At 69.5% G+C, this 23,438-nt stretch carries 21 protein-coding genes and 1 pseudogene; 13 read left to right on the forward strand and 9 right to left on the reverse strand.

Going from position 1 to position 23,438, the window contains the following annotated elements:
- Positions 1-9 precede the first annotated feature (9 nt).
- Both V1457_RS20800 and V1457_RS20805 read right to left on the reverse strand, forming a co-directional pair.
- Positions 10-1,479, reverse strand: a complete 1,470-nt coding sequence (locus tag V1457_RS20800) for a sulfatase-like hydrolase/transferase (protein WP_338596184.1) — start codon at positions 1,477-1,479, stop codon at positions 10-12.
- A 95-nt stretch (positions 1,480-1,574) separates the two neighbouring features.
- The gene (locus V1457_RS20805) at positions 1,575-2,786 is read right to left on the reverse strand and encodes an ROK family transcriptional regulator (RefSeq protein ID WP_338596185.1); all 1,212 of its coding nucleotides are present in this window, start codon (positions 2,784-2,786) and stop codon (positions 1,575-1,577) included.
- A gap of 145 nt (positions 2,787-2,931) precedes the next feature.
- Between V1457_RS20805 and V1457_RS20810 the strand changes: the two genes are divergently transcribed.
- Positions 2,932-4,305: a sugar porter family MFS transporter gene (locus V1457_RS20810; protein WP_295142800.1), complete on the forward strand. Its 1,374-nt coding sequence runs from the start codon at positions 2,932-2,934 to the stop codon at positions 4,303-4,305.
- A gap of 51 nt (positions 4,306-4,356) precedes the next feature.
- On the opposite strand, the gene V1457_RS20815 is transcribed toward V1457_RS20810, so the two are convergent.
- Entirely contained in the window at positions 4,357-5,166 is an 810-nt protein-coding gene (locus V1457_RS20815) for a helix-turn-helix transcriptional regulator (protein ID WP_338596186.1), read from the reverse strand.
- Positions 5,167-5,229: 63 nt separating this feature from the next.
- Here V1457_RS20815 and V1457_RS20820 point away from each other — a divergent pair, with 63 nt between their 5' ends.
- Positions 5,230-5,946 (forward strand): SDR family oxidoreductase, encoded by a 717-nt coding sequence (locus V1457_RS20820; protein ID WP_338596187.1) that lies wholly within the window; start codon positions 5,230-5,232, stop codon positions 5,944-5,946.
- 2 nt (positions 5,947-5,948) lie between these two features.
- Here the strand turns inward: V1457_RS20820 and V1457_RS20825 are convergent.
- The 4 genes and pseudogenes from V1457_RS20825 to V1457_RS20840 form a co-directional block, all read right to left on the reverse strand.
- A pseudogene (locus tag V1457_RS20825) lies at positions 5,949-6,035 on the reverse strand (Mini-circle protein); the annotation flags it as partial.
- A gap of 6 nt (positions 6,036-6,041) precedes the next feature.
- Positions 6,042-6,995 (reverse strand): hypothetical protein, encoded by a 954-nt coding sequence (locus V1457_RS20830; protein ID WP_338596188.1) that lies wholly within the window; start codon positions 6,993-6,995, stop codon positions 6,042-6,044.
- Between the two features lie 150 nt (positions 6,996-7,145).
- Positions 7,146-8,033 carry an LLM class F420-dependent oxidoreductase gene (locus V1457_RS20835; protein WP_338596189.1) on the reverse strand — a complete coding sequence of 296 codons (888 nt, stop codon included), beginning with the start codon at positions 8,031-8,033 and terminating at the stop codon, positions 7,146-7,148.
- Between the two features lie 578 nt (positions 8,034-8,611).
- Complete coding sequence (locus tag V1457_RS20840; RefSeq protein ID WP_200070548.1) at positions 8,612-8,815, reverse strand: cold-shock protein; 204 nt, start codon at positions 8,813-8,815, stop codon at positions 8,612-8,614.
- Positions 8,816-9,422: 607 nt separating this feature from the next.
- Between V1457_RS20840 and V1457_RS20845 the strand changes: the two genes are divergently transcribed.
- From V1457_RS20845 to V1457_RS20875, 6 genes are all read left to right on the forward strand, one after another.
- The gene (locus tag V1457_RS20845; RefSeq protein ID WP_200070547.1) at positions 9,423-9,941 is read left to right on the forward strand and encodes an Asp23/Gls24 family envelope stress response protein; all 519 of its coding nucleotides are present in this window, start codon (positions 9,423-9,425) and stop codon (positions 9,939-9,941) included.
- A gap of 124 nt (positions 9,942-10,065) precedes the next feature.
- Positions 10,066-10,269, forward strand: coding sequence for a hypothetical protein (locus tag V1457_RS20850; protein ID WP_338596191.1), 204 nt, complete (start codon positions 10,066-10,068; stop codon positions 10,267-10,269).
- Between the two features lie 1,003 nt (positions 10,270-11,272).
- Entirely contained in the window at positions 11,273-12,607 is a 1,335-nt protein-coding gene (locus tag V1457_RS20855; RefSeq protein ID WP_200070545.1) for a DUF2254 family protein, read from the forward strand.
- A 311-nt stretch (positions 12,608-12,918) separates the two neighbouring features.
- Positions 12,919-13,998, forward strand: coding sequence for an AI-2E family transporter (locus tag V1457_RS20860; RefSeq protein WP_338596192.1), 1,080 nt, complete (start codon positions 12,919-12,921; stop codon positions 13,996-13,998).
- Positions 13,999-14,545: 547 nt separating this feature from the next.
- Positions 14,546-15,736, forward strand: a complete 1,191-nt coding sequence (locus V1457_RS20870; RefSeq protein WP_200070544.1) for a TerC family protein — start codon at positions 14,546-14,548, stop codon at positions 15,734-15,736.
- 231 nt (positions 15,737-15,967) lie between these two features.
- Entirely contained in the window at positions 15,968-16,525 is a 558-nt protein-coding gene (locus tag V1457_RS20875; protein WP_338596193.1) for an STAS domain-containing protein, read from the forward strand.
- 215 nt (positions 16,526-16,740) lie between these two features.
- Here the strand turns inward: V1457_RS20875 and V1457_RS20880 are convergent, their stop codons facing one another.
- The gene (locus V1457_RS20880; protein WP_200070543.1) at positions 16,741-17,124 is read right to left on the reverse strand and encodes a DUF4286 family protein; all 384 of its coding nucleotides are present in this window, start codon (positions 17,122-17,124) and stop codon (positions 16,741-16,743) included.
- A 68-nt stretch (positions 17,125-17,192) separates the two neighbouring features.
- Positions 17,193-17,729 (reverse strand): AAA family ATPase, encoded by a 537-nt coding sequence (locus tag V1457_RS20885; RefSeq protein ID WP_338596194.1) that lies wholly within the window; start codon positions 17,727-17,729, stop codon positions 17,193-17,195.
- Positions 17,730-17,910: 181 nt separating this feature from the next.
- On the opposite strand from V1457_RS20885, the gene V1457_RS20890 reads away from it, so the two are divergent.
- From V1457_RS20890 to V1457_RS20910, 5 genes are all read left to right on the forward strand, one after another.
- Entirely contained in the window at positions 17,911-18,597 is a 687-nt protein-coding gene (locus V1457_RS20890; RefSeq protein ID WP_338596195.1) for a class I SAM-dependent methyltransferase, read from the forward strand.
- Positions 18,598-18,744: 147 nt separating this feature from the next.
- Positions 18,745-19,695 (forward strand): 5-dehydro-4-deoxyglucarate dehydratase, encoded by a 951-nt coding sequence (locus V1457_RS20895; protein ID WP_255520853.1) that lies wholly within the window; start codon positions 18,745-18,747, stop codon positions 19,693-19,695.
- A gap of 16 nt (positions 19,696-19,711) precedes the next feature.
- The gene (locus V1457_RS20900) at positions 19,712-21,022 is read left to right on the forward strand and encodes an enolase C-terminal domain-like protein (protein ID WP_233627508.1); all 1,311 of its coding nucleotides are present in this window, start codon (positions 19,712-19,714) and stop codon (positions 21,020-21,022) included.
- 48 nt (positions 21,023-21,070) lie between these two features.
- Positions 21,071-22,396 carry an MFS transporter gene (locus V1457_RS20905; RefSeq protein ID WP_338596199.1) on the forward strand — a complete coding sequence of 442 codons (1,326 nt, stop codon included), beginning with the start codon at positions 21,071-21,073 and terminating at the stop codon, positions 22,394-22,396.
- Positions 22,397-22,514: 118 nt separating this feature from the next.
- Positions 22,515-23,315, forward strand: coding sequence for an IclR family transcriptional regulator (locus tag V1457_RS20910; RefSeq protein ID WP_200070540.1), 801 nt, complete (start codon positions 22,515-22,517; stop codon positions 23,313-23,315).
- Positions 23,316-23,438: the final 123 nt, after the last annotated feature.

The raw sequence follows: 23,438 nt of genomic DNA on the forward strand, positions 1-23,438 counted from the left end.
TCACGCCCGTCAGAACGAACTCAGCGTGGGGTCGTGGTCCAGCTCGCCGACCGGGTACATGCTGGTCATCCAGTGGTAGAAGTTGTCGCCGCGCTCGCGCAGCAGCACGTAGAGGCGGTGCAGCATCGCGTCCCGCACCGAGCGCAGCTCCGGTTGCTCGTAGCGGTTGTGCAGCTCGTCCGGATCGGTGCGCAGGTCGTAGAGCTCGTTGCGGGATTCCGGGTTGACCACCAGCTTGTAGCGCTCGTCCCGCAGCATCCGCTGCGGGTACGGGAAGTGGTGGCCGTGGTACTCGGCCACCAGCTCCTGCCGCCACGCCACGTCCTCGCCGCGCACCAGCGGCAGCAGGCTGCGGCCGTCGACCGCGGGCGCGGGATCCTCGCCGGCGAGGTCGAGGATGGTGGCGGTGAGATCGGTGAGCCCGGCGAACTCGTCGCGCACCTGCCCGGCAGGCTCGCCGGGGACCCGCAGCAGCCCCGGAATGCGGTAGATGTCGTCGTACATCGCCGGGCCCTTGTCGTGCAGCCGGTGCGAGCCGGTGAACTCGCCGTGGTCGGCGGTGAAGAAGATCGAGGTCTCCTCGGCGAGGCCCAGCTCGTCCAGCGCCCGCCGGATCCGCCCGATCTGCTCGTCGATGAGCGTCACGTAGCCCCAGTACACGGCGATGAGCTTGCGGCTGACCTCGGCGGGCATCGTGTCGAACGCCCAGTGGTCGCTGTAGTTGCGCTGCACCGGCGGCTTGCCCTCGAAGGTCTCCTGCACCGATGCGGGCAGTTCGATCTCGTCCGGGTCGAACATGTCGTAGTAGGAGTCCGGCAGCAGGTACGGCAGGTGCGGGCCGAAGAAGTGCGTGGCCAGGAAGAACGGTGTGCCGTCGTGGGACTCCGCGGCTGCGAACCGCTGCAGCATCTCGATCGTCCGGGTCGCCAGGTAGTGCTCGAACGTCGCCTCCACCGGCTGGTCCAGCCGCGCGGCCAGCAGGTTGCCGGGGTTGCCGTTGGGCGCGGTGCCGCGCACCTCGTCGCGGATCGAGTAGAGCGGGAGCCCGTGCTCGTCCAAATAGGACAGGTAGTCCGGGTGGTCCACGGGGTTGTGCCAGCCTTGCAGGTCCGGCCCCTGGAAACCGTAGTCCGCCGCCGAGCGCTGCACCCCGCCGTGCCACTTGCCCAGCAGCCCCAGGTTGTAGCCGCGCTCGGCGAGCCGTTCGGCGAAGGTGAACTGGCCGGGGGAGAGGTCCTCCAGGTAGCCCACGTTGCGCTCGTAGTTGGCCAGCAGCTTGTGCCGGAACGGCGCGTAGCCGGTCAGCAGGCTCGCGCGGGCGGGCGTGCAGATCGCGGTGGGGGTGAAGAAGTTGCCGAACCGGGTGCCGTCGGCTGCCAGCGCGTCCAGGTTCGGGGTGTGCGCCCGCGGGTTGCCGTAGCAGCCCAAGGTGTCGGTGCGGTGCTGGTCGGTCATCAAGAACAGCATGTTGCGCGGCACGCCGGCTCCTCGCGGTCGTTGGTTCCTTGCCGGACGATCGGTTCCTGTCCGGACGATCGTTGGTCCGCAGTGGACGGTCGATGGGTCCGCAATGGTCACTGCGCTCCGGCGGCCGCATCGGGGTCGCCGCCGGCGTCCGCGGGCACCGGGTAGCGCGCCAGCAGCGGGGATTCGCGCAGTGCCAGCGCCAGCCCGCCCAGCGCGCCGCCCCAAGGCGCGACGCTCGACGTGCTGATGTCGATCCGGCGCAGCGCCCGCATGCCGCGACCGGCGAGGGCGTCCCGCAACGGGCGCTGAAAAGCCTCGCCGAGATCGGCGAGTTCGCCGCCCAGCACGATGCGACCCGGGTTCACCGCCGTGCACATCGCGGCGAGCGCATTGCCCGCGTGCGCACCTGCCGCGCGCACCGCCTCCTGCTCCGCTGCGCGCCCCCGTTCGAGCGCGTCGCGCAGCACCGCCCAATTCCGGTGCCCGGTCGTGCGCAGCAGCGCGGGAACCGAGGCGTGCAGCTCCAGGCAGCCGTGCCCGCCGCACCAGCAGGCCGCACCGCCGGGATCTACGCACAGGTGCCCGACCTCGGCGGCCACGCCACCGACTCCGCGCACCAGTTGCCCGCCGATGATCAGGCCGCCCCCGACGCCGTGCGAGAAGTGCACGTAGAGCAGATCCCCGCCCGCGCCGGAGCGGGTCGCTTCGGCCAGCGCGGTGAGCCGGGAGTTGTTGTCCGCGTCGACCCGCACCCCGAACGCCCGCGCGAGCCGGTCGGCGACTCGCGCGCGTCCGGCCCGGACGCTTTCCGCGAGTCCGCTCGCGGGGGCGGAAACGGCCTCACCCGGGCCGGTGGAGCCCACGCCGATGCCGGTCAGCGCCTCCAGCGTGATGCCGTGCCGAGCCGCCAGGTCCCGCAGCGAGCGTTCGGCCAGCGCCAGCCGCGCGCCCGCGCTGCGCGCCGCACCGTAGGGAAGTTCCTCCCGAGCCTGCACCTGGTGCGCGGCGTCGGCGATCACCATGCGCAGCCGGTGGCGTCCGAGTTCCACTCCGGCGTACTGCCCGGCGGACGGGTTCAGCGTCAGCAGCGCGGTCGGGCGGCCGCGCCGGTTCTGCGGTCGCCCTTCCTCCTGCACGACGGTACCGCGCCGCAGGAGTCCACTGAGGATGGTCGACAGCGTGGTGCGGGAAAGTCCGCTGTGCTCGGCGATCTCCGCCCGGCTCAGTCGCCCGTGCCTGCGCAGGCAGTCCAGCACCCGCTCCGCGTTGCTCTGGCGCAACCGGTGCAGCGCGGTGGGCGGGGTGGCGGCATCGCTCATGGCAGCGCAGCTTACTCCGGCGGCGCGAATTACGACAACGGCTCGTCATTAATGCGCACTGGTTCTGACGGAGCATTGACGGAATTCGGGGCCGCTGCGAAGCTGCCTCGCAACCCACCCGCCTGCCCGGAGCGGAGATGACGGAATGTCGGCCTCCCCAAGCACTTCCGCGAGTTCGTCCGGCGCCGCGGCGCGCTCGGTGTTCTTCTTCGGCGCCTTCGGCGGCATCCTCGCCGGGTACGACCAGGGCATCGCAGCGGGCGCGCTGCTGTTCATCAAGCGGGAGATGAATCTGTCGCCCTGGCTGCAAGGGCTGGTGGTCAGCTCGCTGATGCTGGGCGCCATCGCGGGCAGCATCGTCGCGGGCAGCTTGGCCGAGCGCTGGGGGCGGCGCGGCGTGCTGCAGGTGGCGGCGGTGGTCTTCGGCGTCGCCGCGCTCGGCATGGCCTTCGCGCCGAACGTCGGTGTCCTGGTCGGCGCGCGCGTGCTGGGCGGACTGGCGGTGGGAATCGCCTCGGTGGTGGTACCGACGTACCTCTCGGAACTGGCGCCGACGCGCAACCGCGGCGGCATCGCCACGCTGAACCAGCTGATGATCGCGATCGGCATCTTCGCGGCGTACCTGGCGAGCTTCCTGCTCTCGCCGTGGGCGGCCTGGCGCTGGATGGTCGGCATCGCCCTGCTGCCCTCGGCGCTGCTGCTCTACGGCGTCTGGCGCTCACCGGAAACGCCGCGCTGGCTGGTCTCGCGCGGCCGCATCGACGAGGCACGCAGGGTGCTGGCCCGCCAGCTCGGCCCGGCCGAGGCCGACGAGGTCGTCGCCGACGTGCAGCGCGCGGTCGAATCCGGCAAGAGCGAACAACGCGCGGGACGGTGGCGCGAGCTGTTCGCACCCGCGATGCGCAAGCCGCTGCTGATCGCGGTCGGGCTCGCGCTGTTGCAGCAGCTCATCGGGATCAACACGATCGTCTACTACGCGCCGACGATCCTGCACGCGGCCGGTTTCGGCGACAGCGCCTCGCTGCTCAACAGCGTCGGACTCGGCGCACTGTCCATTGTGACCACACTGGTGACGGTGCGGGTGGTGGACCGGTTCGGGCGACGCCGCCTGCTGCTGGCCGGCGGCGCGGTGATGCTGCTGAGCATGGCGGTGCTGGCGGTGCTGTTCGGCTTCGCGCTGCTGGAAAGCCTCGCCGGATCGGTCGGTGCGCTGCTGTGCCTGGCGGTGTTCAAGGTCGCGTACTCGCTGAGCTGGGGCCCGTTGATGTGGGTGCTGCTGCCCGAGCAGTTCCCGCTGCGAGTGCGCTCGGTCGGCGTCGGCGCGGGTTCGTTCGTGAACTGGTCCGCGAACCTCGCGGTCTCGCAGCTGTTCCCGGTGCTGCTGGTGTTCGGCGCCGGCGCGGTGTTCGGGATCTTCGCCGGGTTCGCGGCAGTGGCAATCGTGTTCACGGTCTTGTGCGTGCGGGAGACGACGAACCGCAGCCTCGAGGAGCTCGAACTGTCCGGAACCGGCCGGTGAGGCGGTTTCGCGGAGCGGCTGGTCGCCGCTCGCGAACCACCCCAGGGCGGTTCACGCAGCTCGCGATGCCAGACCGCGCAGCCGCCGCGCCGAACGCGAACCGGGATCGGCCGTGATCAGCACGACTTCCTGATCGTCTTCGGGAACGAGCAGCACGTCGCAGTTCAACCGCAGCTCACCCGCCACCGGGTGGTCGACGATCTTGGTCCGGTGCCCGGGAGCGTGCACCGGGCGGGTCTCCCAGATGCGCCGGAACTCCTCGCTTCCCGCGTCGAGCTCGGCCAGCAGTGCGGCGAGGGACGGGTCGTGCGGGTAGCGGTCCGCCGCCCGGCGCAGCCGGGCGACCACGATGTCGCCGAACTCCGCTGAGCCGGAACTCTCGTGCAGCCGTCCGCCGCCGAGGAAGCGGCGCCGGGCCAGGTTCGCAGCACCGCCGGGATCTCCGCCGAGCAGTTCCCGCGCCAGCGGGTTCCAGCTGACGACCCCGTAACCGGCGTCGGTGACGATCGCGGCGGTCTCCGGCAGCCGCCGCAGCAGCTGCGCCACGTGCGGACGGACCTGCCGCGCGGCGCTGCTGCCGGGCGGCGCGCTCATACCGGCGAGCCGGAACAGGTGGCTGCGTTCGGCCTGCGTCAGCCGCAGCGAATGCGCCAGCGCATCGAGCACGCGCGCCGACGGGCGGGAGCCGCGCGCCTGCTCCAGCCGGACGTAGTGGTCGACCGAGATGTGCGCGAGCTCGGCGACCTCTTCGCGCCGCAGCCCGGGTGTCCGCCGGTCCGCGACCGCGGGCAGACCGAACTCCTGCGGGCGCAGCCGCTCGCGGCGGGCGCGCAGGAAGCGGGCCAGTTCCCGCCGGGGCATAGCTGATCTCCCTGGTACGACTCGTCCCTGGCAGGCTGCTCGCTGCCGGGGAACCCTCGGGGCATGAACGATCGCACAGCACTCGTCACCGGTGCCAACAAGGGCATCGGCAAGGAAATCGCCCGGTTGCTCGCTCAGCAGGGCTGCGCGGTGCACGTCGGCTCCCGGGACGCCGAGCGCGGACGGCGCGCCGCGGAGGAGATCGGCCGCGGAGCCCGCCCGCTGGTGCTGGACGTGACCGACGGCGACGCGATCGGCCGGGCCGCGGCGCAACTCGACCGGCTGGACGTGCTGGTCAACAACGCGGGGATAGCGCCGTCGCTCGCGCCGCCGCAGGAGACCGGGATCGAGGAGTTCCGGCGGACCTACGAGACGAACGTGCACGGCGTCCTCGCCGTCACCAACGCCTTCCTGCCCGCGCTGCGCCGGTCGCCGCAGCCGCGCATCGTCAACATCTCCAGCGGGACCGGATCGTTGGCCTGGAGCACCGACCCCGATCACGGGTTCAGCGTCAGCGGGGGCGGCGGGGCTGCGTACCGCTCCTCGAAGGCCGCGCTCAACGCGCTGACCGTCTTCTACGCGCAGGCGCTGGCGGGGGAGGGGTTCAAGGTCAACGCGCTCGCCCCGGGACTGCGGGCGACCGACCTGAACGCCAGGGCGGCCGGTTCCGACGGGGACCCCGCGGAGGTCGCGCCGGAGGCGGTTCGGCTGGCTTGGCTGCCGGCGGACGGCCCCACGGGCCGGTTCTTCTCCTGGGACGGCAGCTCCGTGCCGTGGTGATCCCCGGTGCGGCCGTCGATGCGCTCCCGGATGAGGTCGGCGTGCGCGCAGTGACCGATCACGTGGATGCAGATCCAGCGCAGGTTCACGACACTTCACCGAGAACGGCCCTGCGAGCGCAACTGCAGGAACAGCTCGGGCAGCATCAGGTAGCTACCGGCGAGGAACGCCGCACCCCCGGCGAGGAAGCCGAGCTTGACGATGATCGCGCCTTGCGGCGCTTCCGCGGTGGGCAGCCCGACGTCCGGGAAACCGGGCAGCGACCCCACGATGAACCCGACGGAACCGAGCACGAACAGCACACCGACCCACCAGGACACGTCCCGCGGCTCGAAGCTCAGGTAGCCGTGCCCGGCCTCGGCGAGCTGCAGCACGCTGGACACCAGGAACAGCACGCTGCCGAGCAGGCTCGTCCACCACAACCCGGCCGCGGGCAGCAGCTCGGCTTTCGCTCCCAGTGCGAAGACCGTCTCGTAGTTGAACACCAGCGAGCCGATCAGCAGCACGAACGGTGTCCAGAACGACAACCGCCGCGGCTCGAACCCGAACCACCGGTAGCGGCTCGGGGCGTGCGTGGTGCGGTCGATGCCGACCTCGTCGTCGGCGTTGAGGCTCTCGAACAGCTGCCCGTAGATGCTGACGGTGTAGAGCAGCGCGCCCAGGAAGTAGCAGGACTCGGCGTAGATGGCCATCGCGTGCTGGCCGCCGAACACCTCCGGCATCAGCGATCCGGCGGCCCCGGCGACGAACAACACCGAGCCGATCATGAACGCGACGGCGATCCACCAGGCCATTCGCTGCGGGGCCCAGAACCGCAGCCACGGGTTCGGGATCGGCGCGCCCACCGGCACGTGCGGGGCGGCGCGGCCGGTCGCGGTGACCGGCCCCGCCCCCTTGCGGCCGTGCCGCGACTCCCACAGGTATCTCGACCGGTCCGGCGTCCGGTAGGCGACCCACGAGGTGAACGGACGCGGACCACCGCTGCCGGAGACCGACCACTCGCGGGGGACCCGCGGGCCGATCCGGTGTCGTTCGGAACCGGTGTGCAACGGGCTTCCTGTCGCCGGGGTCGAGTGCGCACGCAGTCTCCGCCGCAGCGCCGCCGATCGCATCCGGCACGGGGCTGCGCTGCGGCGCAGCGCCCGCGCTTGCCGGCGAACCGGCCGCTCGAGCGATCGGCGCCGGGCACGGCTCGACGTTCAGCCCAGCAGCGCCGGGGCGAGTTCGCGCAGCGCGGGCAACGGGTCGTCGCTGAGGCCGTCGCCGAGCACCTGGATCACCACGTGGTCGGCCCCGGCCTCGAAGTGCTGCCGCACCCGTTCGGCGATGACTGCGGTGTCGCCCATCGCCACGACCCCGTCGGCCAGCTTGTCCGAGCCGCCGACCACCACGTCCGACTCGTCGAAGCCTTGCCGCAGCCAGGAATTCCGGTAGTTCGGCAGCCGCGAGTACATGTCCAGGTGGTTGTGCGCGCGCCGCAGCCCGGTCTCGCGGTCGGTGGTCAGCGCCACGGCCTGCTCGCTGACGACCCACTTGTCCGGCCCGAGCAGTTCGCGGGTGCGCGCGGTCTGCTCCGGGGTGATCAGGTACGGGTGGGCGCCGTCGGCCGCGGAGCCGGACAGCTCGATCATCTTCGGCCCGAGCGCGGCCAGCAGCTTCGCCGGTCGCGGCGCACCGGGCTCGATCTTGTCCGAAACCGAGTCCATCTTCTGCAGGTAGTCCCGCATGGTCGCCAGCGGTTTGGCGTAGCGGCCGTAGGTGTTGTCCACCAGCGGGCCGTGGCTGACGCCGAGCCCGAGCACGAACCGGCCGGGGTGCAGCGCGCTCAGCGTCCGGCTGCCTGCCTCGGCCGCCAGCGCATCGCGGGCGTGCACGTTGGCGATGCCGGTGCCGACCGCGAGCCGTTCGGTGGCGCCCAGCAGCGCCGCGGCCTGGGTCAGCGATTCCTTGCCCGCCGCTTCGCCGTAGAACAGCGAGCCGTAGCCCAGCTGCTCGATCTCGCGGGCGTGCGGCTGGACATCGCGGATCGGCCAGGCGTCGCTGGTCCACCACACGCCGACGCGGGAACTGAAGTCGATCTTAGCCATGACCCCGATGCTAGTCCCGCGACCGGGACCGCACCCATTTCCGCGTCATCGATGGCGGCGACGGCTTCAGGCTCGCCTGCTGCCAAGGGGGTTGCGGGCTGTGCTGCCGCCACTCGTTCCGCCGCGCTCGTGCGCGACGGATCCTCGACGGCGCGTCAACAGGTGCGGCCACAGCCTCTCGGCCGGTGCGGATGTTCCGGATCCGGTGATGTCACCGTCTACTGTGCAAGCGGCTGGGAAAGTGGGACGGGGGTTGTTGTCCGCATTGGACTCCAATGCAATAAGAGGGCTCAACCGACCCGGCGCGAGCGGTCGCGGCTGCAGGTGGCTGGATTCGGGAACGTCCGCGGGGAGCCGGCCCTCGGCGACGGTCACGAACTCGGCTCTACCGGGCGGGAAAAGTGTGCGAGCGAGAAAACTCGCCGGGATGCCGTGCGCCGGTGGTGGACTGTTCGGCACGAGTGGCGCGCTCCGGCGCGAAGGCGCTGCCCGGGATCGACACGGCTCGACCGCGCGACGCGGGGAGCAGTGTCCGGGGGTGCCCTGGTGCCCCGCAAAGCGGGGCACCGAGCGTGATTTCAGATCGCGCGGACGACTTCCGCCTGGGCGCCCTTGGGGCCTTGCGTCACCTCGAAGCTCACCTGCTGGTTCTCCTCGAGACTGCGGAAGCCCGTGCCGTCGATGGCCGAGTAGTGCACGAACACGTCCGGCCCGCCCTCGTCCGGGGCGATGAAGCCGAAGCCCTTCTCCGAGTTGAACCACTTCACGGTTCCGTTCGTCATGTGCTGTCTCCGTTCGAGAGATGGGCAGTATCACGGGACGCCGCACCGCGCGACGATCCCGGGCCGGGGATCTCAGACGGCGGCTCAACTCCAGCAACACCAAAGACAGCAGCTCGCCCGCACCAACATCCTGCGAGCGTGCGCGAACACGAACCCAGAAACAACGACCACCACGAACACTACACCTCGTTCGCGATCTTGCCGTCGCCACGCCGCCCGCGACCGGTCGAGGTGGTCGAGCCGACGGCGGCGCAAACCCCGGCGAGACACCTCTGCGCCCGCTGTCCGGTGCAGCCGACCTGCTTGTGCTCCGACCTGCACCCGGCGTCTGCTACCGCCGAGCTCGCCCTCCGGAGGATCAGTGCGGTCCAGGCGAGCCGTTTCCTCCAGGAATCCTCTGCCCAAGAGCCGGGTACCTGACTGGAAGCGCTGCTATCGCCGGGCGACGTTTCGCGTTGCGCAGCCAGAACGCGGGCACGCACGGCGGCCGCGGATAGCTCGCGCCGGTGCCGCGAGCCCGGTGTGGCGTGGGCGTGGTTCGGCGGTGGCAACAGCGTTCGAGCAATTCGGTGCCTGGTCGCCGAGGTGTGCAGAGAGGTGATTTGCAGTGGCGCAAGGTAGTTCGGGACGCGCCGACGTTCGGCCGTCGGTGCAGGAGCAGGAGGCTCGGATTCCGCAGAGCCGCGGCAGCGGCGAGTCCGCGCAGCCCGCGCAGGCATCGGAGCGAGGCAGGACGACCATCGCGGCGTCGGTGGTCCAGAAGATCGCCGGGATGGCCACGCGGGAGGTGTCCGGCGTGCATTCCATGGGTGGTGGAACCTCACGCGCCGTCGGTGCGTTGCGCGAGCGCATACCCGGTGGCGGTTCGACCTCGTCGACATCCGGTGTGCGGGTAGAGGTCGGTGAGAAGCAAGCGGCGGTGGACCTCGATCTCAGCGTCGAGTACGGGGTCTCGATCGTGGAGTTGGCGAGGTCGGTGCGCCGGAACGTCATCTCGTGCGTCGAGGAGATGACCGGGATGGAGATGGTGGAAGTGAACATTTCGGTCAACGATGTGCACTTGGACGAGAGCTCCGAGGGGTCCTCGGGTGAGGCGCGGCCGTCTTCCGGCGGCCGTGTCGAGTGAAACGGGCAAGGCGGCTGGAGGTGCGCACGCCCGTCTTGGCGCACGATGAGCCGGGCGCTGCTGCTGGTCTCGGCGTCGATCCGACGAACTGTTGCCGTGCGGGAGCCTGTCCAGGCTGCTGAGTATGGCTGCACGTCTGGTGACGGATCGGTCGGTGCCGCGAAGCTGGAAAATCGACGATGCAGCCGCGGCACTGGCGGCGGTGCTGGAATGGGTGGGGGAGGCCAGCAAGTACTTCGGGGCGACCATGCAGTTGTACTGGCTCCGCCCCGCTGACTTCGACCAGGTGCGGCAGGGCTCGCTGCCACTTGGTTTCGAGACCGAGTAGATTCCCGGCTTCCGCTCGCGCGCTCCGGCGAAGCCGCGTGCACCGATGAACCCGGTCGCGGCCGTTCGTACGCGGCCAGCCGGCGGATCACCAACGCCATTCCGAACCCGCCCGCGGCTTCGCCGGGGCATTTCCCGGACGCGGTGCTGGAACGGCGTCGCCGGTGACGAAACACAGCGACTGCCCGCGGTAAGTCCACTTCGGACAATTTGGGTCCCGTGACCCCAGCTGGCGGGCCGAGCGCGAATCCCGCCGTCGTTTCCGATGTGTTCCGGCACCGTGGGACGCAACGCAGTTCGGCGGCGTGCTCGAACGACGTTGATCACGCGAACAGGGCGGGAGCCCACGAACCGGCGTTTCCGGCAGGACACGCCGGAGCAGGGACGGGCGGGAAGGCCCCGCGACCGAACTTTACCTAGCTCACCGTCTGATACTCGGCGCAACGCACGGCCGCGTTCGTCGCCGCGGTGTGTGAACAGCCGTGATCGAGGGTAAGTCGGGTGACGTCAAGAGATCACGCGTGGAAGAAGGACCCTGCCGCAGATGCGGCACAGGCGGCGGTTCCACCGCCGCACGGGCCAAGGGCGTACAGCCGCGTTGCGCCTGGCGGGCTGCTTCCCGTGGGTGCTCGGTCGGGGCACGTCCGGTCCGACCACGGGTGAGGCGATGACCTGGGAGGAGCACTTGCGAGCCGGTACTACCGAGCCGCGCGAGTCCGGCTTCCGAGCGGTCGCCCGGTTGCCGTTTTCATGTCGCCGAATACCCGGCAAACTCGGTGATCCGCTGGTTTCGCCGCGCAGCTCGATCATGGATTCGATGGCCATGTCCCTGCGGAGTGCGGCCTTGATACACCGTGTCGGCGCCTATGGAGCTGCTCGCCCCCGGGAAAAAGCTCGTGCCGGTCCCGTGAGGCGCAGTGACCAACGATGATGAAGGGAGTGACATGGCTGGCAACGGTGGCCGGGGCGGAAATCCGGGAGCGCGCCCGCGTCATCGCAACCGGGTGACCTACGCGCTGCGTGAGTTCTTGGTGGTGCCCTCAGTGGTGACAGGCGTGTTAATCCTGTTGGCGGTAATCGCCAGCGTGCTCGATCGCAACGCGCAGCTATGGGCAATGCCGGCGTATCAAGCTATGGCGACGGTGGTACCGGCAGAGGCGACCACCACGTTGCTGTCCACAGTGACTCCGGGTCTGCTCACAGTCATCTCGATCATCTTCTTCGTGCTGCTGATGGCGGTGCAGCACCAGTCGGCGACCTACAGTCCGGTAGTGCTGGACCAGTTCCTGCGGCGCAGACTCAACCAGGTCTTCTTCGGTGTCTTCGTCGGCCTGACCGTGTTCTGCCTGCTGGCCTTGGCCCTGGTTCCAGCAGGAGCGATCATGGCGGGAACACTGGCCCTGCTGCTGACCGCGATCACGCTCGTGTGCCTGCTGGTGTTCGTCTACAGCACCGTCGACCAGATCCGTCCGAGTGCGACGGTGTGGATGTTGCAGCAGCTCGCGGTGCAAGCACAGAAAGGCCAGCAACCACTGCACGCTCGTTGCCGGGCGCAAGCAAAACTCACCGACATGCCGGCCACCGAGGTCACCTCGGGACAGGCCGGCTATGTCGTGCACATCAACGGCGACCTCTTGGACCGGGCCCTGCGCCCGGTCAGCGACACCGCCGAAGTCGAGCTACAAGTGTCCATGGGCGATCACGTGGTGCGCGGCGGCCTGCTGGCCGAGGTACGCGCCGAGGACCAAGCCGAACGCAACCGCCTCGCCGGGACCGTCCTCGATGCGCTGTGGCTCGGTCGCATGCGCGACCTAGGCCGCGACGCGGCCCACAGCGTCGATCACCTCTCCAACATGGCCTGGGCGGCCACGGCCACTTCCGCGGACCCGGAAGGTGCGCAGATCACGGTCGAGACGCTGCACAGCCTGCTCATCACGTTTCAAGAGCAGGAACGCTGGCACTCCGCCGGTGCGCACGGAGGCGAGCTGCCGCTGGTCTATAAGGACCCGGTCATCGAGAAGATCCTTGACGGGCTCACCAGCGTCATCGCCGCCTCCGGGCAGTCCGGACAACACCAAACGTGCGGTGCCGTCGTCACCGTCCTGTCCCGGGCACTGCCCCAGCTGGAGCCCGGCAACCAGCGCATCGCCTTCGACCGCCTTCAACGGGTACTGCCGACCGCGCTCGACCACGTATTCACCTCCGAGATCGAACACGCCTTCAACGCCATGCAGCACGCCATGCACCGGACCGAACTGCCCGAAGGTGCCAAGCGCATCCGGCAGATCAAAGAGCAAATTCAGCAGAACCAGCGCCTTGCCGATCCTGCCGAAGAATGAGCCCGCGGCCGGGAGGCAGTACAGGCATCGCCTTACCGAGCACCGGATCCGGATGCCTGGAAAGCACACCCGCGCCGAACCGGAACCGGCAACAGAGGCTCGTGATATCGCACCGCGCGGGCGATCCGCGCCGCGAGCGTGTTAGCTGGGCACGAGGCGGGATGAGACGATTTCATCGACGTTGATGTTTGGCCACGGCTCGTTTCGGTGACAGTGGCGATGTGAACGAGATGGAGATGCGCGGCGAGAAGCGCGTCGCCGCGGAAGAGGTTCCGCGAGGAGTACGTGTCGCGGGCGCGGTGTGCTGGCGGTTGCTGGCCATCGCCGCGGTGGTGGCGGTGGTGTGCTGGCTGGCCGTCACGCTCTACGCGGTTGTCACAGCGACGGCCGTTGCGTTGCTCCTGGCGGCGTTGCTGGCGCCGGGCGTGGAATGGCTCGTGGGTAAGGGCCTGCCGCGCACCTTGGCAGCAGCGGTGGTGCTCGTCGGTGGGCTGGCCGCGGTCGGCGGTGTGCTCACCCTTGTCGTCACCACCGTGATCCGTGGCTTGCCGGGCCTGCAGGAACAGATCGGCCACAGCGTCGAGGCCACCCATCAATGGCTGCAACACGGGCCGCTGCAGCTGAGCCAGGGGCAGCTCGACCAAGGGCTCGAACGGCTCACCACCACTATCCGCAACAGCGAAGCCACGTTGACCTCGGGCGCACTCAGTACCGCGAGTACCTTGCTGGGGTTCCTCACCGGACTGCTGCTCGTGCTGTTCACCCTCTTCTTCTTCCTGCGAGACGGGCGCAAGATCTGGGATTTCGTGCTTCGGGTGACGGTTCCGGGTTCCGTCCGGGCTCGTGTCGACGTCGCGGGATTGCGTTCGTTCGCGTCCTTGGTCGCCTACATCCGAGCGACCGCGGCCGTGGCCCTGATGGATGCGGCCGGTGTCGGAATCGGCACCGCGTTCGTCGGCGTCCCCCTGTCGGCTGTCCTGGCGGCCTTGGTGTTCCTGGGCGCTTTCGTGCCCTATGTCGGGTCGATGGTCACCGGGACCGTTGCGGTCCTCGTCGCCTTGGTCACCACGGGACCTTTCCCGGCGCTGGTCGTCCTGGCCATCGTGGTGGGCGTGATGCAGCTCGAAGGGCACGTGCTGCAACCGCTCATCCTCGGTCACGCCGTACGGCTGCATCCGCTGGCGATCGTCCTCGGTATCACGGCCGGATTCATCCTTGCCGGGGCGGTCGGCGCGGTGCTGGCGGTACCGATCACCGCCATTCTCAACGCGGCGATTCGCTCCCTGGTACTGGAACACGGCGAAACGGTGGCAGCGGACCCGACCGACACCGACGAGGCTCAGGTCCCCGCGACATCAGCACAGGCGTCCGGCAGCGAAGAATCCCGGTGACCGATACGCCCGGCGCCGGTGCCGCCGGGACGGGCTCGCAACGTCGGTGCCCACTCGCGATCCCGCGTTCAGCCCCCGCCCCTTGCCGTGCACCGTCGGCCTGGGTGCCGCAGGCGTGAGTCACCTGGCTGAGGGGTATTCCACGCCAGCCACCGCTAGAGCGACCGAGACGGACGACATGACCACGACCGCACCCCGCAGATTCCTCGCACGCCGGAGAATCGCCGGCCCCGGCCATCGGGGGCCGTCATTCGTCAGGAGCCATCGTCTTGATCACGTTGTTCACCGTCGGCCCCTTGCTCGCGCTGGGCGCTGCGGTCCCTTTCGCCTGGGGGAACGGTCTGGATCGTCACTTCACCCACCGTGCGTTCCGACCTGCGCCCGCCACGGTGTCGGTCGCGGGCGACTCGACGTCTCCGCCCGCGCGATCCGGGTGTTCGAGAAGCTCGGCTGGGCGCACCAAGTTCGGTGGGCCACACGGCAGCGCCTCCACAAACGGACGGCACGCAGCACCTGACCGCCACTGGACAGGAAGCGAGGTGGATTCGTGGGCGTACCCGGCTACGTCTGGGCGCTGACGATCGCGGGGATCGTCGCGCTGCTGCTGTTCGACTACTTCTTCCACGTGCGCAAGGCGCACACGCCCTCGTTGCGGGAAGCCGCCGGGTGGTCGGCCGTCTACGTCGGCATCGCGATCGTGTTCGGCCTGGGAGTGTGGATCTTCGGCGGTGTCGTCATGGGCACCGAGTACTTCGCCGGCTACGTCACGGAGAAGGCGTTGTCGGTCGACAACCTGTTCGTGTTCCTGGTCATCCTCGCCAGCTTCCAAGTCCCGCGGGCGGACCAGCAGAAGGTCCTGCTGTTCGGCATCGTGTTCTCGCTGCTGGCCCGGACGGGGTTCATCTTCCTCGGCGCCGCACTGATCAACACCTTCGCGTGGGTGTTCTACCTGTTCGGGCTGATCTTGCTGATCACAGCGGGGAACCTGGTCAAGCCCCAGACGTCCGAGCAGCGCACTGCCGACAACCTCCCGGTCCGGCTGGCCAAGCGGTTCCTGCGGACCTCCGATTCCTTCGACGGCGACAAGCTGCTGACCACCGTCGACGGCAAGCGGGTACTGACCCCGATGCTGCTGGTGATGGTCGCCATCGGAGCCACCGACGTCCTGTTCGCACTGGACTCCATTCCGGCCATCTTCGGGTTGACCCAGGACGTCTACCTGGTCCTGACGGCCACCGCCTTCTCCTTGCTCGGGCTGCGGCAGCTGTACTTCCTGATCGATGGTCTGCTGGACCGGCTGGTCTACCTGTCCTACGGGCTGGCCACCGTCCTCGCCTTCATCGGCGTCAAACTCGTCTTGCACGCGTTGCACGAGAACAACGTGCCGTTCATCAACAGCGGCCGATCGGTTCCCGTGGTCGAGATCAGCACGGGGTTGTCGCTGAGCGTGATCCTCGGCGTGCTGGTGGTCACCACTGTCGCCTCCCTGGTCAGCAAAAAGGGTCGCGCGCAGAACGCCATCTCGGGCGCCCGGCGGCACGCGGCGGAATACCTCGACGAGGGCTACGAAACCGATCCCGCCGTTCGCAGGCAGATCTACGACAAGATGCTCGCCAGGGAACGGCAGCTGAGCGCGCTGCCGGAGAAGTACCGCGAGAAGCTCCGGAACGATCAGGAACTGGTGAGCCTGCTTCGACAGGCCCATGCGAAGCATCAGGCCACCCGCGTTCACCCGTGAACCCGGCGCGGACGGCGGCCGATGAGATCCGCTCGGCAGCGCGGACCGCGTTCGGGAGCGGCGGCGGGGTCGCGAGTACGCACTCGGCATCGACAGTGCGGTGGCCAGTTCTTGGGTGAATATCGCTCGCCACCGGGTGGACTGCGGGGTCGACAGTGGCACGTGTGACCCGTAGCGTCGATGGTGGCTGGTTGAGCAGTAGCTGGCACACCGAACGAGGACGCCGCTTACTTGCTCCCGCCGCCCTTCCCCTCAGAACGGCGGCTCGATCGTTCTCGGCCCCTCACCGGCCCGGCGACCGCGAAAAGTCGTGATCGCGACGAACAGGAGACGCGCGTGCTGACACGCAGTTCTTCCATCGACCTTCCAGTCACCACTCCCGAAGTCGACATCGACGGGACGACAGCGGCCACGAGACGACCGACGTTGCTGCTGCGGATGAATTTTTCGGACCGGCACCTGGCGGTGTTGAGCGCGTTCGGAGAGCTGGACGCCGCGACGGCGCCGAGCTTGGCCGGGTTGCTCTGGCCCCGGCTGCAAACCAAGTTGGCGGCGATCGTGATCGATCTCAGCAACCTGACTTTCCTCGCCGTCGCCGGCCTGGAACTGCTTTCGGATGCCCACGCCCATGCCTGGCACCGGGGGATCGCCTTGGGCATCGTCAACAACACCCGAACGGTCGAGCACGCACTGGCGGCCGCCGGGCTGGCGGCCACTCTGCCGACCTTCGCCGACTTGCGCGAGGCCCGGGCGGCGATGTTGCCCGGACAGCCCGCATCAGCCGCTTGATCGTCCACTGTAGAAAGAGTTTCCGCGCCAAGAATTGCGAGCAGCGATGACGAACCGAACCCAGGACCGGTGCCCCCACTGGATCCGAACCGTGCGCACCGAGTCCGCCACCATCGCCGCGACCCGAGCCCGGTTCCTGCGCGGTCCCGGCCCGCGTCGCGTGCCAGACCGCTCGTGCAAGTCCGTGGTGTTCGCGGATCCGGCAGTGTAGCTGGTCACCTGCGAGGAGTGCGGCTGCTGGTGAGTTCGTCGGTGATCGCGGTGAAGAACCACGAATGCGTCGGGCCGTCGAAGACCTCGGCGACGTCGACCAGCGGATCGCGCCCCTCGGACTCCGCCTGCGCCCGCTCGGTGCGCTGGTAGCGGATCCACTCCTGCGCTTCGGCGAGCCTGCCTTCCGGGATCCGGTACAGCGCCAGGTACCGGTGCGGGCAACCGCCCTCGACCTGTTCGTCGGCGAGCACGAACCGCTGCGCGGTGGCGAACCCTTCGAGCTTCTCCAGCACGTCGAGCACGTGCTTGCCGCTGTACCAGTCGTTGAACTCCTGCTCGCGGTCCGGTTTGGCGTTGCTGACGACGAGCATCAGGTGTTCGGCCATCGTGGACTCCTCCGCCCTGCGGGTCGACTGCGACCAGCAAAGCAGAACCCTGATTACCATTGCAATGGTCACTGCTCGACCGAGTCGAGCACGAACCGTGCCCGCTCGGCAACCGGCAGGCGCGGCAGTTCCACCAGCTCGTAGCCGTGCTCGGCGTAGGCATCGGCGACCGCCTCACAGGTCCGCTCGGCCAGTTCGGCCGGTTGTTTGCGCTCCTCGTCGGTGCGGTATATCGCCGGCCACGGCGGGGCGAGGAAAACCCTTGCGGCATAGCGGAATTCTCCCGCCGCGGCGTGCACGTGCGCGGGCACGGCAAGTCCTTCGACGCGCAGGTAGCCGATGATGTCGGGCAATCCGCGGTCGAAGAACGTGATTCCGGTTGCCATGCGGTGGGAACGCATTTCCCAGCACAGCATCAACTCGGCGAACAACTCCCGATCACGCCACGGCAGTCCGGGGCCGCCGAGAGCGGCCTGGTCCCGGATGATGCCGCGACCGGCCTCGGCCGAGCATGCATGACCGGCCGCGGCGAGCGCGTCGAGCAGCGTGGTCTTGCCGGCTCCCGGCCCGCCGGTGACGACGATCCGGGTGGGTGGTGCGCACACGTGTACTCCGTATTTCTTGCTGTCAGGGGAAAATTCGCAGCGATAGCTGGGCGCGGCAGGCGGAGATCCGGATTTCGCGGCAGGATCGCGTCGTTGACTTCGAGCGAACTGAAAGTTCTAGCGTCGTAGGCGGTGGGCACCGGGTCGCCGCGGACTCGATCCGCCCTGTCCGGGCGGTCCGGTGCCCACCGGCGGGCGGCCGGCCGGCCACCCGTTCCGCACCTGGCCGAGGAGCGACATGGAGCGAACTATCCCGCCTGAGCAGTTCGATCGCGGCTACGCCGAGGGCGATCCGCCCTGGGTGATCGGCGAACCGCAGCCCGTCGTGGCCGAACTGGCGCGCTCCGGCGCGTTCGGCGGCACCATACTCGACGCCGGTTGCGGGACGGGAGAGCACGCGATACATCTCGCGCTGCTCGGCTACGAAGTGGTCGGCGTCGACACGGCGGCGAACGCGCTGGAGCGGGCGCGGGCGAAGGCGGCCGAAGCGGGCTGCACGCCGCGCTTCGAGCTCGCGAACGCTCTGGAACTGCCGCCGGAGCCGCGTTTCGACACCGTCGTCGACAGCGCCCTGTTCCACGTTTTCGGGCCGGCGGATCAGCGTCGGTACGCGCGTTCGCTGCACCGGGTCTGCCTGCCGGGCTGTGTTGTCCACGTGCTCGCGCTGGGCGAGGCCAATGCGGAATTCGGTCCGAGCGTGCGCCAGGACGAGATCCGCGATGCGTTCGCCGATGGCTGGGATGTGGACTACGTGCAGCCGAGCCGCTACGCCGGAATCGCCTACGGGGAACCGGCCCGCGTGATGGGTGTCCGCGACGGGGACCGGATCGAAGTCCCGGCATGGCTGGCGCGCTTCCGGAAGCGCTGAGCGGTTCCGGACCGCCCGTTCTGTCCACTGAGGACTAGACGGTGCGCCGCGCCGGTGCGCGACCGCGGGAGGCGTTGACACGGGGGATGCCGGTTTCTAATGTCATCTACATAAGAAACCGGCATCTACATATGAAGATGAGTGGTCATGACCGCGACTTCGGATCCGCCTCCCGACACCGCCCGCTTCGTCGCGCATCTCGACGCGCGGATGCGCGCCGGGGTGCTCTGCTTCCCGCTGACCCCCTTCACCGCCGACGGCGAACTCGACCTCGACGCATTCCGGGAGTACTTCGCGGGCCAGCTCGAAGCCGACCCCGCAGCGGCCTTCGTGGCCTGCGGCACCGGTGAGTTCTTCTCGCTGACCCTCGACGAGTACTCCGCGCTGCTGCGCACCGCGGTCGAGGTCGCCGACGGCCGGGTGCCGGTGCTGGCCGGTGTCGGCTACGGCTGGGCGCTGGCGCGGCAGTTCGCCGAGCGCGCCGTCGACGCGGGCGCCGACGGCGGCCTGCTGATGCCGCACTACCTGGTCAAAGCCCCGCAGCACGGCCTGGTCGAGCAGGTCCGCAAGGTCGCCGAGCACACCTCGCTGCCGCTGATCGCATACCAGCGCGACTACGTCCGGTTCACCGCCGCCAGCGCGGCCCGGATCGCCGAGATCCCCACCGTGATCGGGCTCAAGGACGGGCACGGCGATCTGGACGGGCTGCAGCGCATCCGGCTGCGCACGCCGGAGGACTTCCTGTTCTTCAACGGTGTGGCCACCGCCGAGATGCAGGCGCGTTCCTACGCCGCCATCGGTGTCGGGCCGTACTCGTCGGCCGTGCACGCCTTCGCGCCCGAGATCGCCAAAGCGTTCTGGAGCGCGTTGCACGCCGGTGAGCACGAGCGCGTCGAGCGACTGCTGCGCGAGTTCTACCACCCGCTGGTGGAGCTGCGGGACCGCCAGCCCGGATACGCGGTTTCGCTGGTCAAGGCGGGCGCGCGGCTGCGCGGCTTGTCCGTCGGTCCGGTGCGCGCACCGCTGGCCGACCCCGGCACCGACGACCTCGCCGAGCTCGGCGACCTGATCGAAACGGGCCTCGCGCTCGTGTCCTGAACTCCGGAGGCCCCGCATGTCGAACTCCACGAGCATGTCGAACCCGGCGCGCATCGCCGAAGTCCGCGTCACCCCCATCCTGATCAGCGACCCACCGCTGCTGAACGTGCAGGGCGTGCACCAGCCCTACACGCCGCGCACGATCGTCGAAGTCGTCACCGGCTCCGGAGCGAGCGGCATCGGTGAGACCTACGGCGACACCGACTACCTCAAGATCGCCCAGGCATTCGGGCCCGAGCTGGTCGGCGCGCCGCTGACCGCGCGCAACGACCTGTTCCGGCTGGTTTCGGCCGCGGCGGCGCAAGTGCGGACCGCCGAGCTGGACAACACCGTCGTCGCCGAGGGCCTGCGCGGCTCGCGGACGCAGCACAAATTGGTGCACAGCGTGGTTTCCGCGTTCGAGGTGGCGATGCTGGACGCGCTCGGGCACGAGACCGGGATGCCGGTGCACGCGCTGCTCGGCGGCAAGGTGCGCGACCGCGTGGAATACAGCGGTTACCTGTTCTACCGCTGGGCCGAGCATCCGGGCGAAGGAGAACCGTCCGACGACTGGGGCGCCGCGCTCGACCCGGCGGGCGTTGTCGCGCAGGCGCAGCGCTTCGCCGACCGCTACGGGTTCCGCTCGTTCAAGCTCAAAGGCGGCGTGTTCGAGCCGAAGCAGGAAGTCGCCGCGATCCACGCGCTGCGCGAGGCGTTCCCGGACGCGCCGCTGCGGCTGGACCCGAACGGGGCGTGGTCGGTCTCGACGAGCCTGGAAGTGGCCGCCGCGCTGGAAGGCGTCGCGGAGTACCTGGAGGACCCGACCGCCGGGACCACGTCGATGGCCGAGGTCGCCGAGCGGACCAGCCTGCCGCTGGCCACGAACATGTGCGTCACCGCGGTCGAAGAGGTAGCCGAGGCGTTCACCCGCGACGCGGTGCAGGTCGTGCTCTCCGACCACCACTACTGGGGCGGGCTGCGCGCCACCCAGGACCTGGCGGCGGTGTGCCGGACCTTCGGGCGCGAGCTGTCCATGCACTCCAACACGCACCTCGGCATCAGCCTGGCCGCGATGACCCACGTGGCCGCGACGATCCCGGAACTCGGCTACGCCTGCGACACGCACCGGCCTTGGCAGACCGAGGACGTCATCACCGTCCCGCACACCTTCACCGGCGGTGCGGTCGAGGTCACCGACACCCCGGGGCTCGGCGTGGCGCTGGACCGCGATTCGCTAGCGCGGCTGCACCAGCGCTGGCTGGACAGCGACGTGCGCGGCCGCGACGACGCCGCAGCGATGCGGCGCGTCCATCCGGAGTGGACATCGCCGAGCTTCCCCGTCTGGTAACGCCAGCGGCCGGTTGGCCGCGCCGCACAAGAAAAATCGGAGACGTCAATGACGACGGTGCCGCCTTCGTCCACTGCGGACGACCCAGCGCTGCGCAGCGCGGTGCGCAAGTTCTTCCGCCGCATGATCCCGCTCGTGGTGCTGATGCTGATCATCAACCAGATGGACCGCACGAACATCGGGTTCGTGCGCGCGGACCTGGAGGCCGATCTGGGCATCGGGGCCGCCGCCTACGGGCTCGGCGCCGGGCTGTTCTTCGTCGCCTACGCCATCTTCGAAGTGCCCAGCAACATGCTCATGGAGCGCTTCGGCGCGCGGGTCTGGCTGACCCGGATCATGATCAGCTGGGGCGTGGTGGTGTTCCTGATGTCGTTCATCACCAACCCCGCCACGTTCTACCTCATGCGGTTCCTGCTGGGCGTGGCCGAAGCCGGCTTCTTCCCCGGCGTCATGTACTACTTCACCCGCTGGCTGCCGGACCGCTACCGCGGGCGGGCGACGGCGATCTTCCTGGCAGGCTCGGCGGGGGCCTACGTCGTCACCGGGCCGGTCACCGGCGGCCTGCTGGAACTGGACGGGGTCGCCGGGCTGGCGGGCTGGAAGTGGATGTTCCTGTCCCAGGGCGCGCTTTCGGTGCTGATCGGCATCGTCGCGGCGTTCTTCCTGGTCTCCCGGATCCCCGAGGCCAAGTGGCTCTCGGCGCAGGAGAGATCGGCGCTGTCGGCCGCGGTGGCCGCCGACGACGCGAACCGGCAAGCCGCCGGAGCGCGCACGTCCAAGGCGCGGTTGCTGCTGGAACCGCAGGTTCTGCTGCTGTGCTTCATCTTCTTCGCGATTTCGCTGACCGGCTACACCATCACGTTCTGGTTGCCGAGCCTGGTCGACGGCATCCGCGGGCTGCCCGACTTCGGCGTCGGCGTGGTGAGCGCGATCCCGTGGGCGTGCGCGATCGCCGCGATGTACGGCATGGGGCGGTTCACCGACCGCACCGGCGTCCGCAAGCCGTACGTCTCGGCGGCGCTGGTCATCGCGGCGATCGGCACGTTCCTGACCACTCTGGGCAGTCCGTGGTTCGGGGTGGCGGCGATGTGCGTGGCCGCGGTCGGGTTCAAGTGCTCGGCGTCGATCTTCTGGCCGATCGCCCAGCAGGGCCTGGACGGGCGGATCGTCGCACCGGGCATCGCGCTGGTGAATTCGCTGGGCAATTTGGGCGGGTTCGTCGCGCCCACGGTCATCGGATTCCTGGAGCAGTCGACCGGCTCGACGACCATCGGGCTGTACGGGCTGTCGGTCGCTTCGTTGCTCGCGGCGGGTTCGGCCACCCTGATCGGCCGGGGACGCGATCGCGCCGCCGCCGTCCCGGCCGGTTCGTGACCGCCGCAGCGCCCGTCGGCGCCGCCCGGACCGGGCGATGTGTACGGTTGCAGCGGGAAAGCGGGCGCTGGGAAAAGGGCGCCGTGGCGGCGTTTTCGCGGTCGCCGGGAAGTGCGGGATGAGCATGGCGGAGGGCCAGAAGGGCGTGCGCGACGTCAAGTCGGCTGCGCGCACCGTGGAAGTGCTGGAAGTGCTCGGCGCCCTGGAAGGGGAGCCGGTGAACCTGCGCGAACTCGCCGAGCGCACCGGTGTTCCGCGCAGCAGCCTCTACGCGCTGCTGCAGACCTTGGTGGCGCGCGGCTGGGTGCGCACCGACGCCACCGGCTCGCTCTACGGCATCGGGATGCGTGCGCTGCTGGTCGGCACGTCCTACATCGACGGTGACCGGCTGGTGGCCGAGACCAAGCCGTACCTGGACGAGCTGGTCGCCGAACTCGGCGAGACGGTGCACTTCGCCCGGCTGGACGGCGCGGACGTGGTGTACCTGGCCACCCGGGAGTCCAAGCACCACCTGCGCCCGTTCAGCCGCGTCGGCCGTCGCCTGCCCGCCAGCGCGACGTCGCTGGGCAAAGCGCTGCTTGCGGAGCGCGACGCGGCGGAAGTGGCCGCGCTGCTACCGGATCCGCTGCCGATGTTCACCGAGGCCACGCTGGACCGCGACGGACTGCGCTCGGACCTGGCCGCGACCCGCGAGCGCGGCTACGCGGTGGAGGACGGCGAAAGCAACCTCGGGGTGCACTGCATCGGGGTGGCGCTGCGCTACGACGAGCCCGCCCAGGACGCGATCAGTTGCTCGGTGCCGACCGCGCGGGTGACGCCGGAGTTCGAGCGCGAAGCCGTGCGGCACCTGCTGCGCGTCCGGGACGCGATCGAGCGGGCCGCCCGCAGCTGGCCGCGCTCGCAGGTGTCCTGGCGCTGATTCGTGCACAGTGGACTCATCCGGTTTTTGCCGTGCCACATCGGCAAAACCGGATTACTGTCCACAGTGGCTCATGAAGCGGTGAATCGCGGTGCGGAACGCATCCCGCACCGCATCCCGCCT

Source organism: Saccharopolyspora sp. SCSIO 74807 (assembly GCF_037023755.1).
Classification (GTDB): Bacteria; Actinomycetota; Actinomycetes; order Mycobacteriales; family Pseudonocardiaceae; genus Saccharopolyspora_C; species Saccharopolyspora_C galaxeae.

Coding starts and splice junctions, on each gene's coding strand:
- V1457_RS20805 (WP_338596185.1), bottom strand. CDS start 2,786: ATGAGCGATGCCGCCACCCCGCCCACCGCGCTGCACCGGTTGCGCCAG.
- V1457_RS20810 (WP_295142800.1), top strand. CDS start 2,932: ATGTCGGCCTCCCCAAGCACTTCCGCGAGTTCGTCCGGCGCCGCGGCG.
- V1457_RS20815 (WP_338596186.1), bottom strand. CDS start 5,166: ATGCCCCGGCGGGAACTGGCCCGCTTCCTGCGCGCCCGCCGCGAGCGG.
- V1457_RS20820 (WP_338596187.1), top strand. CDS start 5,230: ATGAACGATCGCACAGCACTCGTCACCGGTGCCAACAAGGGCATCGGC.
- V1457_RS20835 (WP_338596189.1), bottom strand. CDS start 8,033: ATGGCTAAGATCGACTTCAGTTCCCGCGTCGGCGTGTGGTGGACCAGC.
- V1457_RS20840 (WP_200070548.1), bottom strand. CDS start 8,815: ATGACGAACGGAACCGTGAAGTGGTTCAACTCGGAGAAGGGCTTCGGC.
- V1457_RS20850 (WP_338596191.1), top strand. CDS start 10,066: ATGGCTGCACGTCTGGTGACGGATCGGTCGGTGCCGCGAAGCTGGAAA.
- V1457_RS20880 (WP_200070543.1), bottom strand. CDS start 17,124: ATGGCCGAACACCTGATGCTCGTCGTCAGCAACGCCAAACCGGACCGC.
- V1457_RS20895 (WP_255520853.1), top strand. CDS start 18,745: ATGACCGCGACTTCGGATCCGCCTCCCGACACCGCCCGCTTCGTCGCG.
- V1457_RS20900 (WP_233627508.1), top strand. CDS start 19,712: ATGTCGAACTCCACGAGCATGTCGAACCCGGCGCGCATCGCCGAAGTC.
- V1457_RS20905 (WP_338596199.1), top strand. CDS start 21,071: ATGACGACGGTGCCGCCTTCGTCCACTGCGGACGACCCAGCGCTGCGC.
- V1457_RS20910 (WP_200070540.1), top strand. CDS start 22,515: ATGAGCATGGCGGAGGGCCAGAAGGGCGTGCGCGACGTCAAGTCGGCT.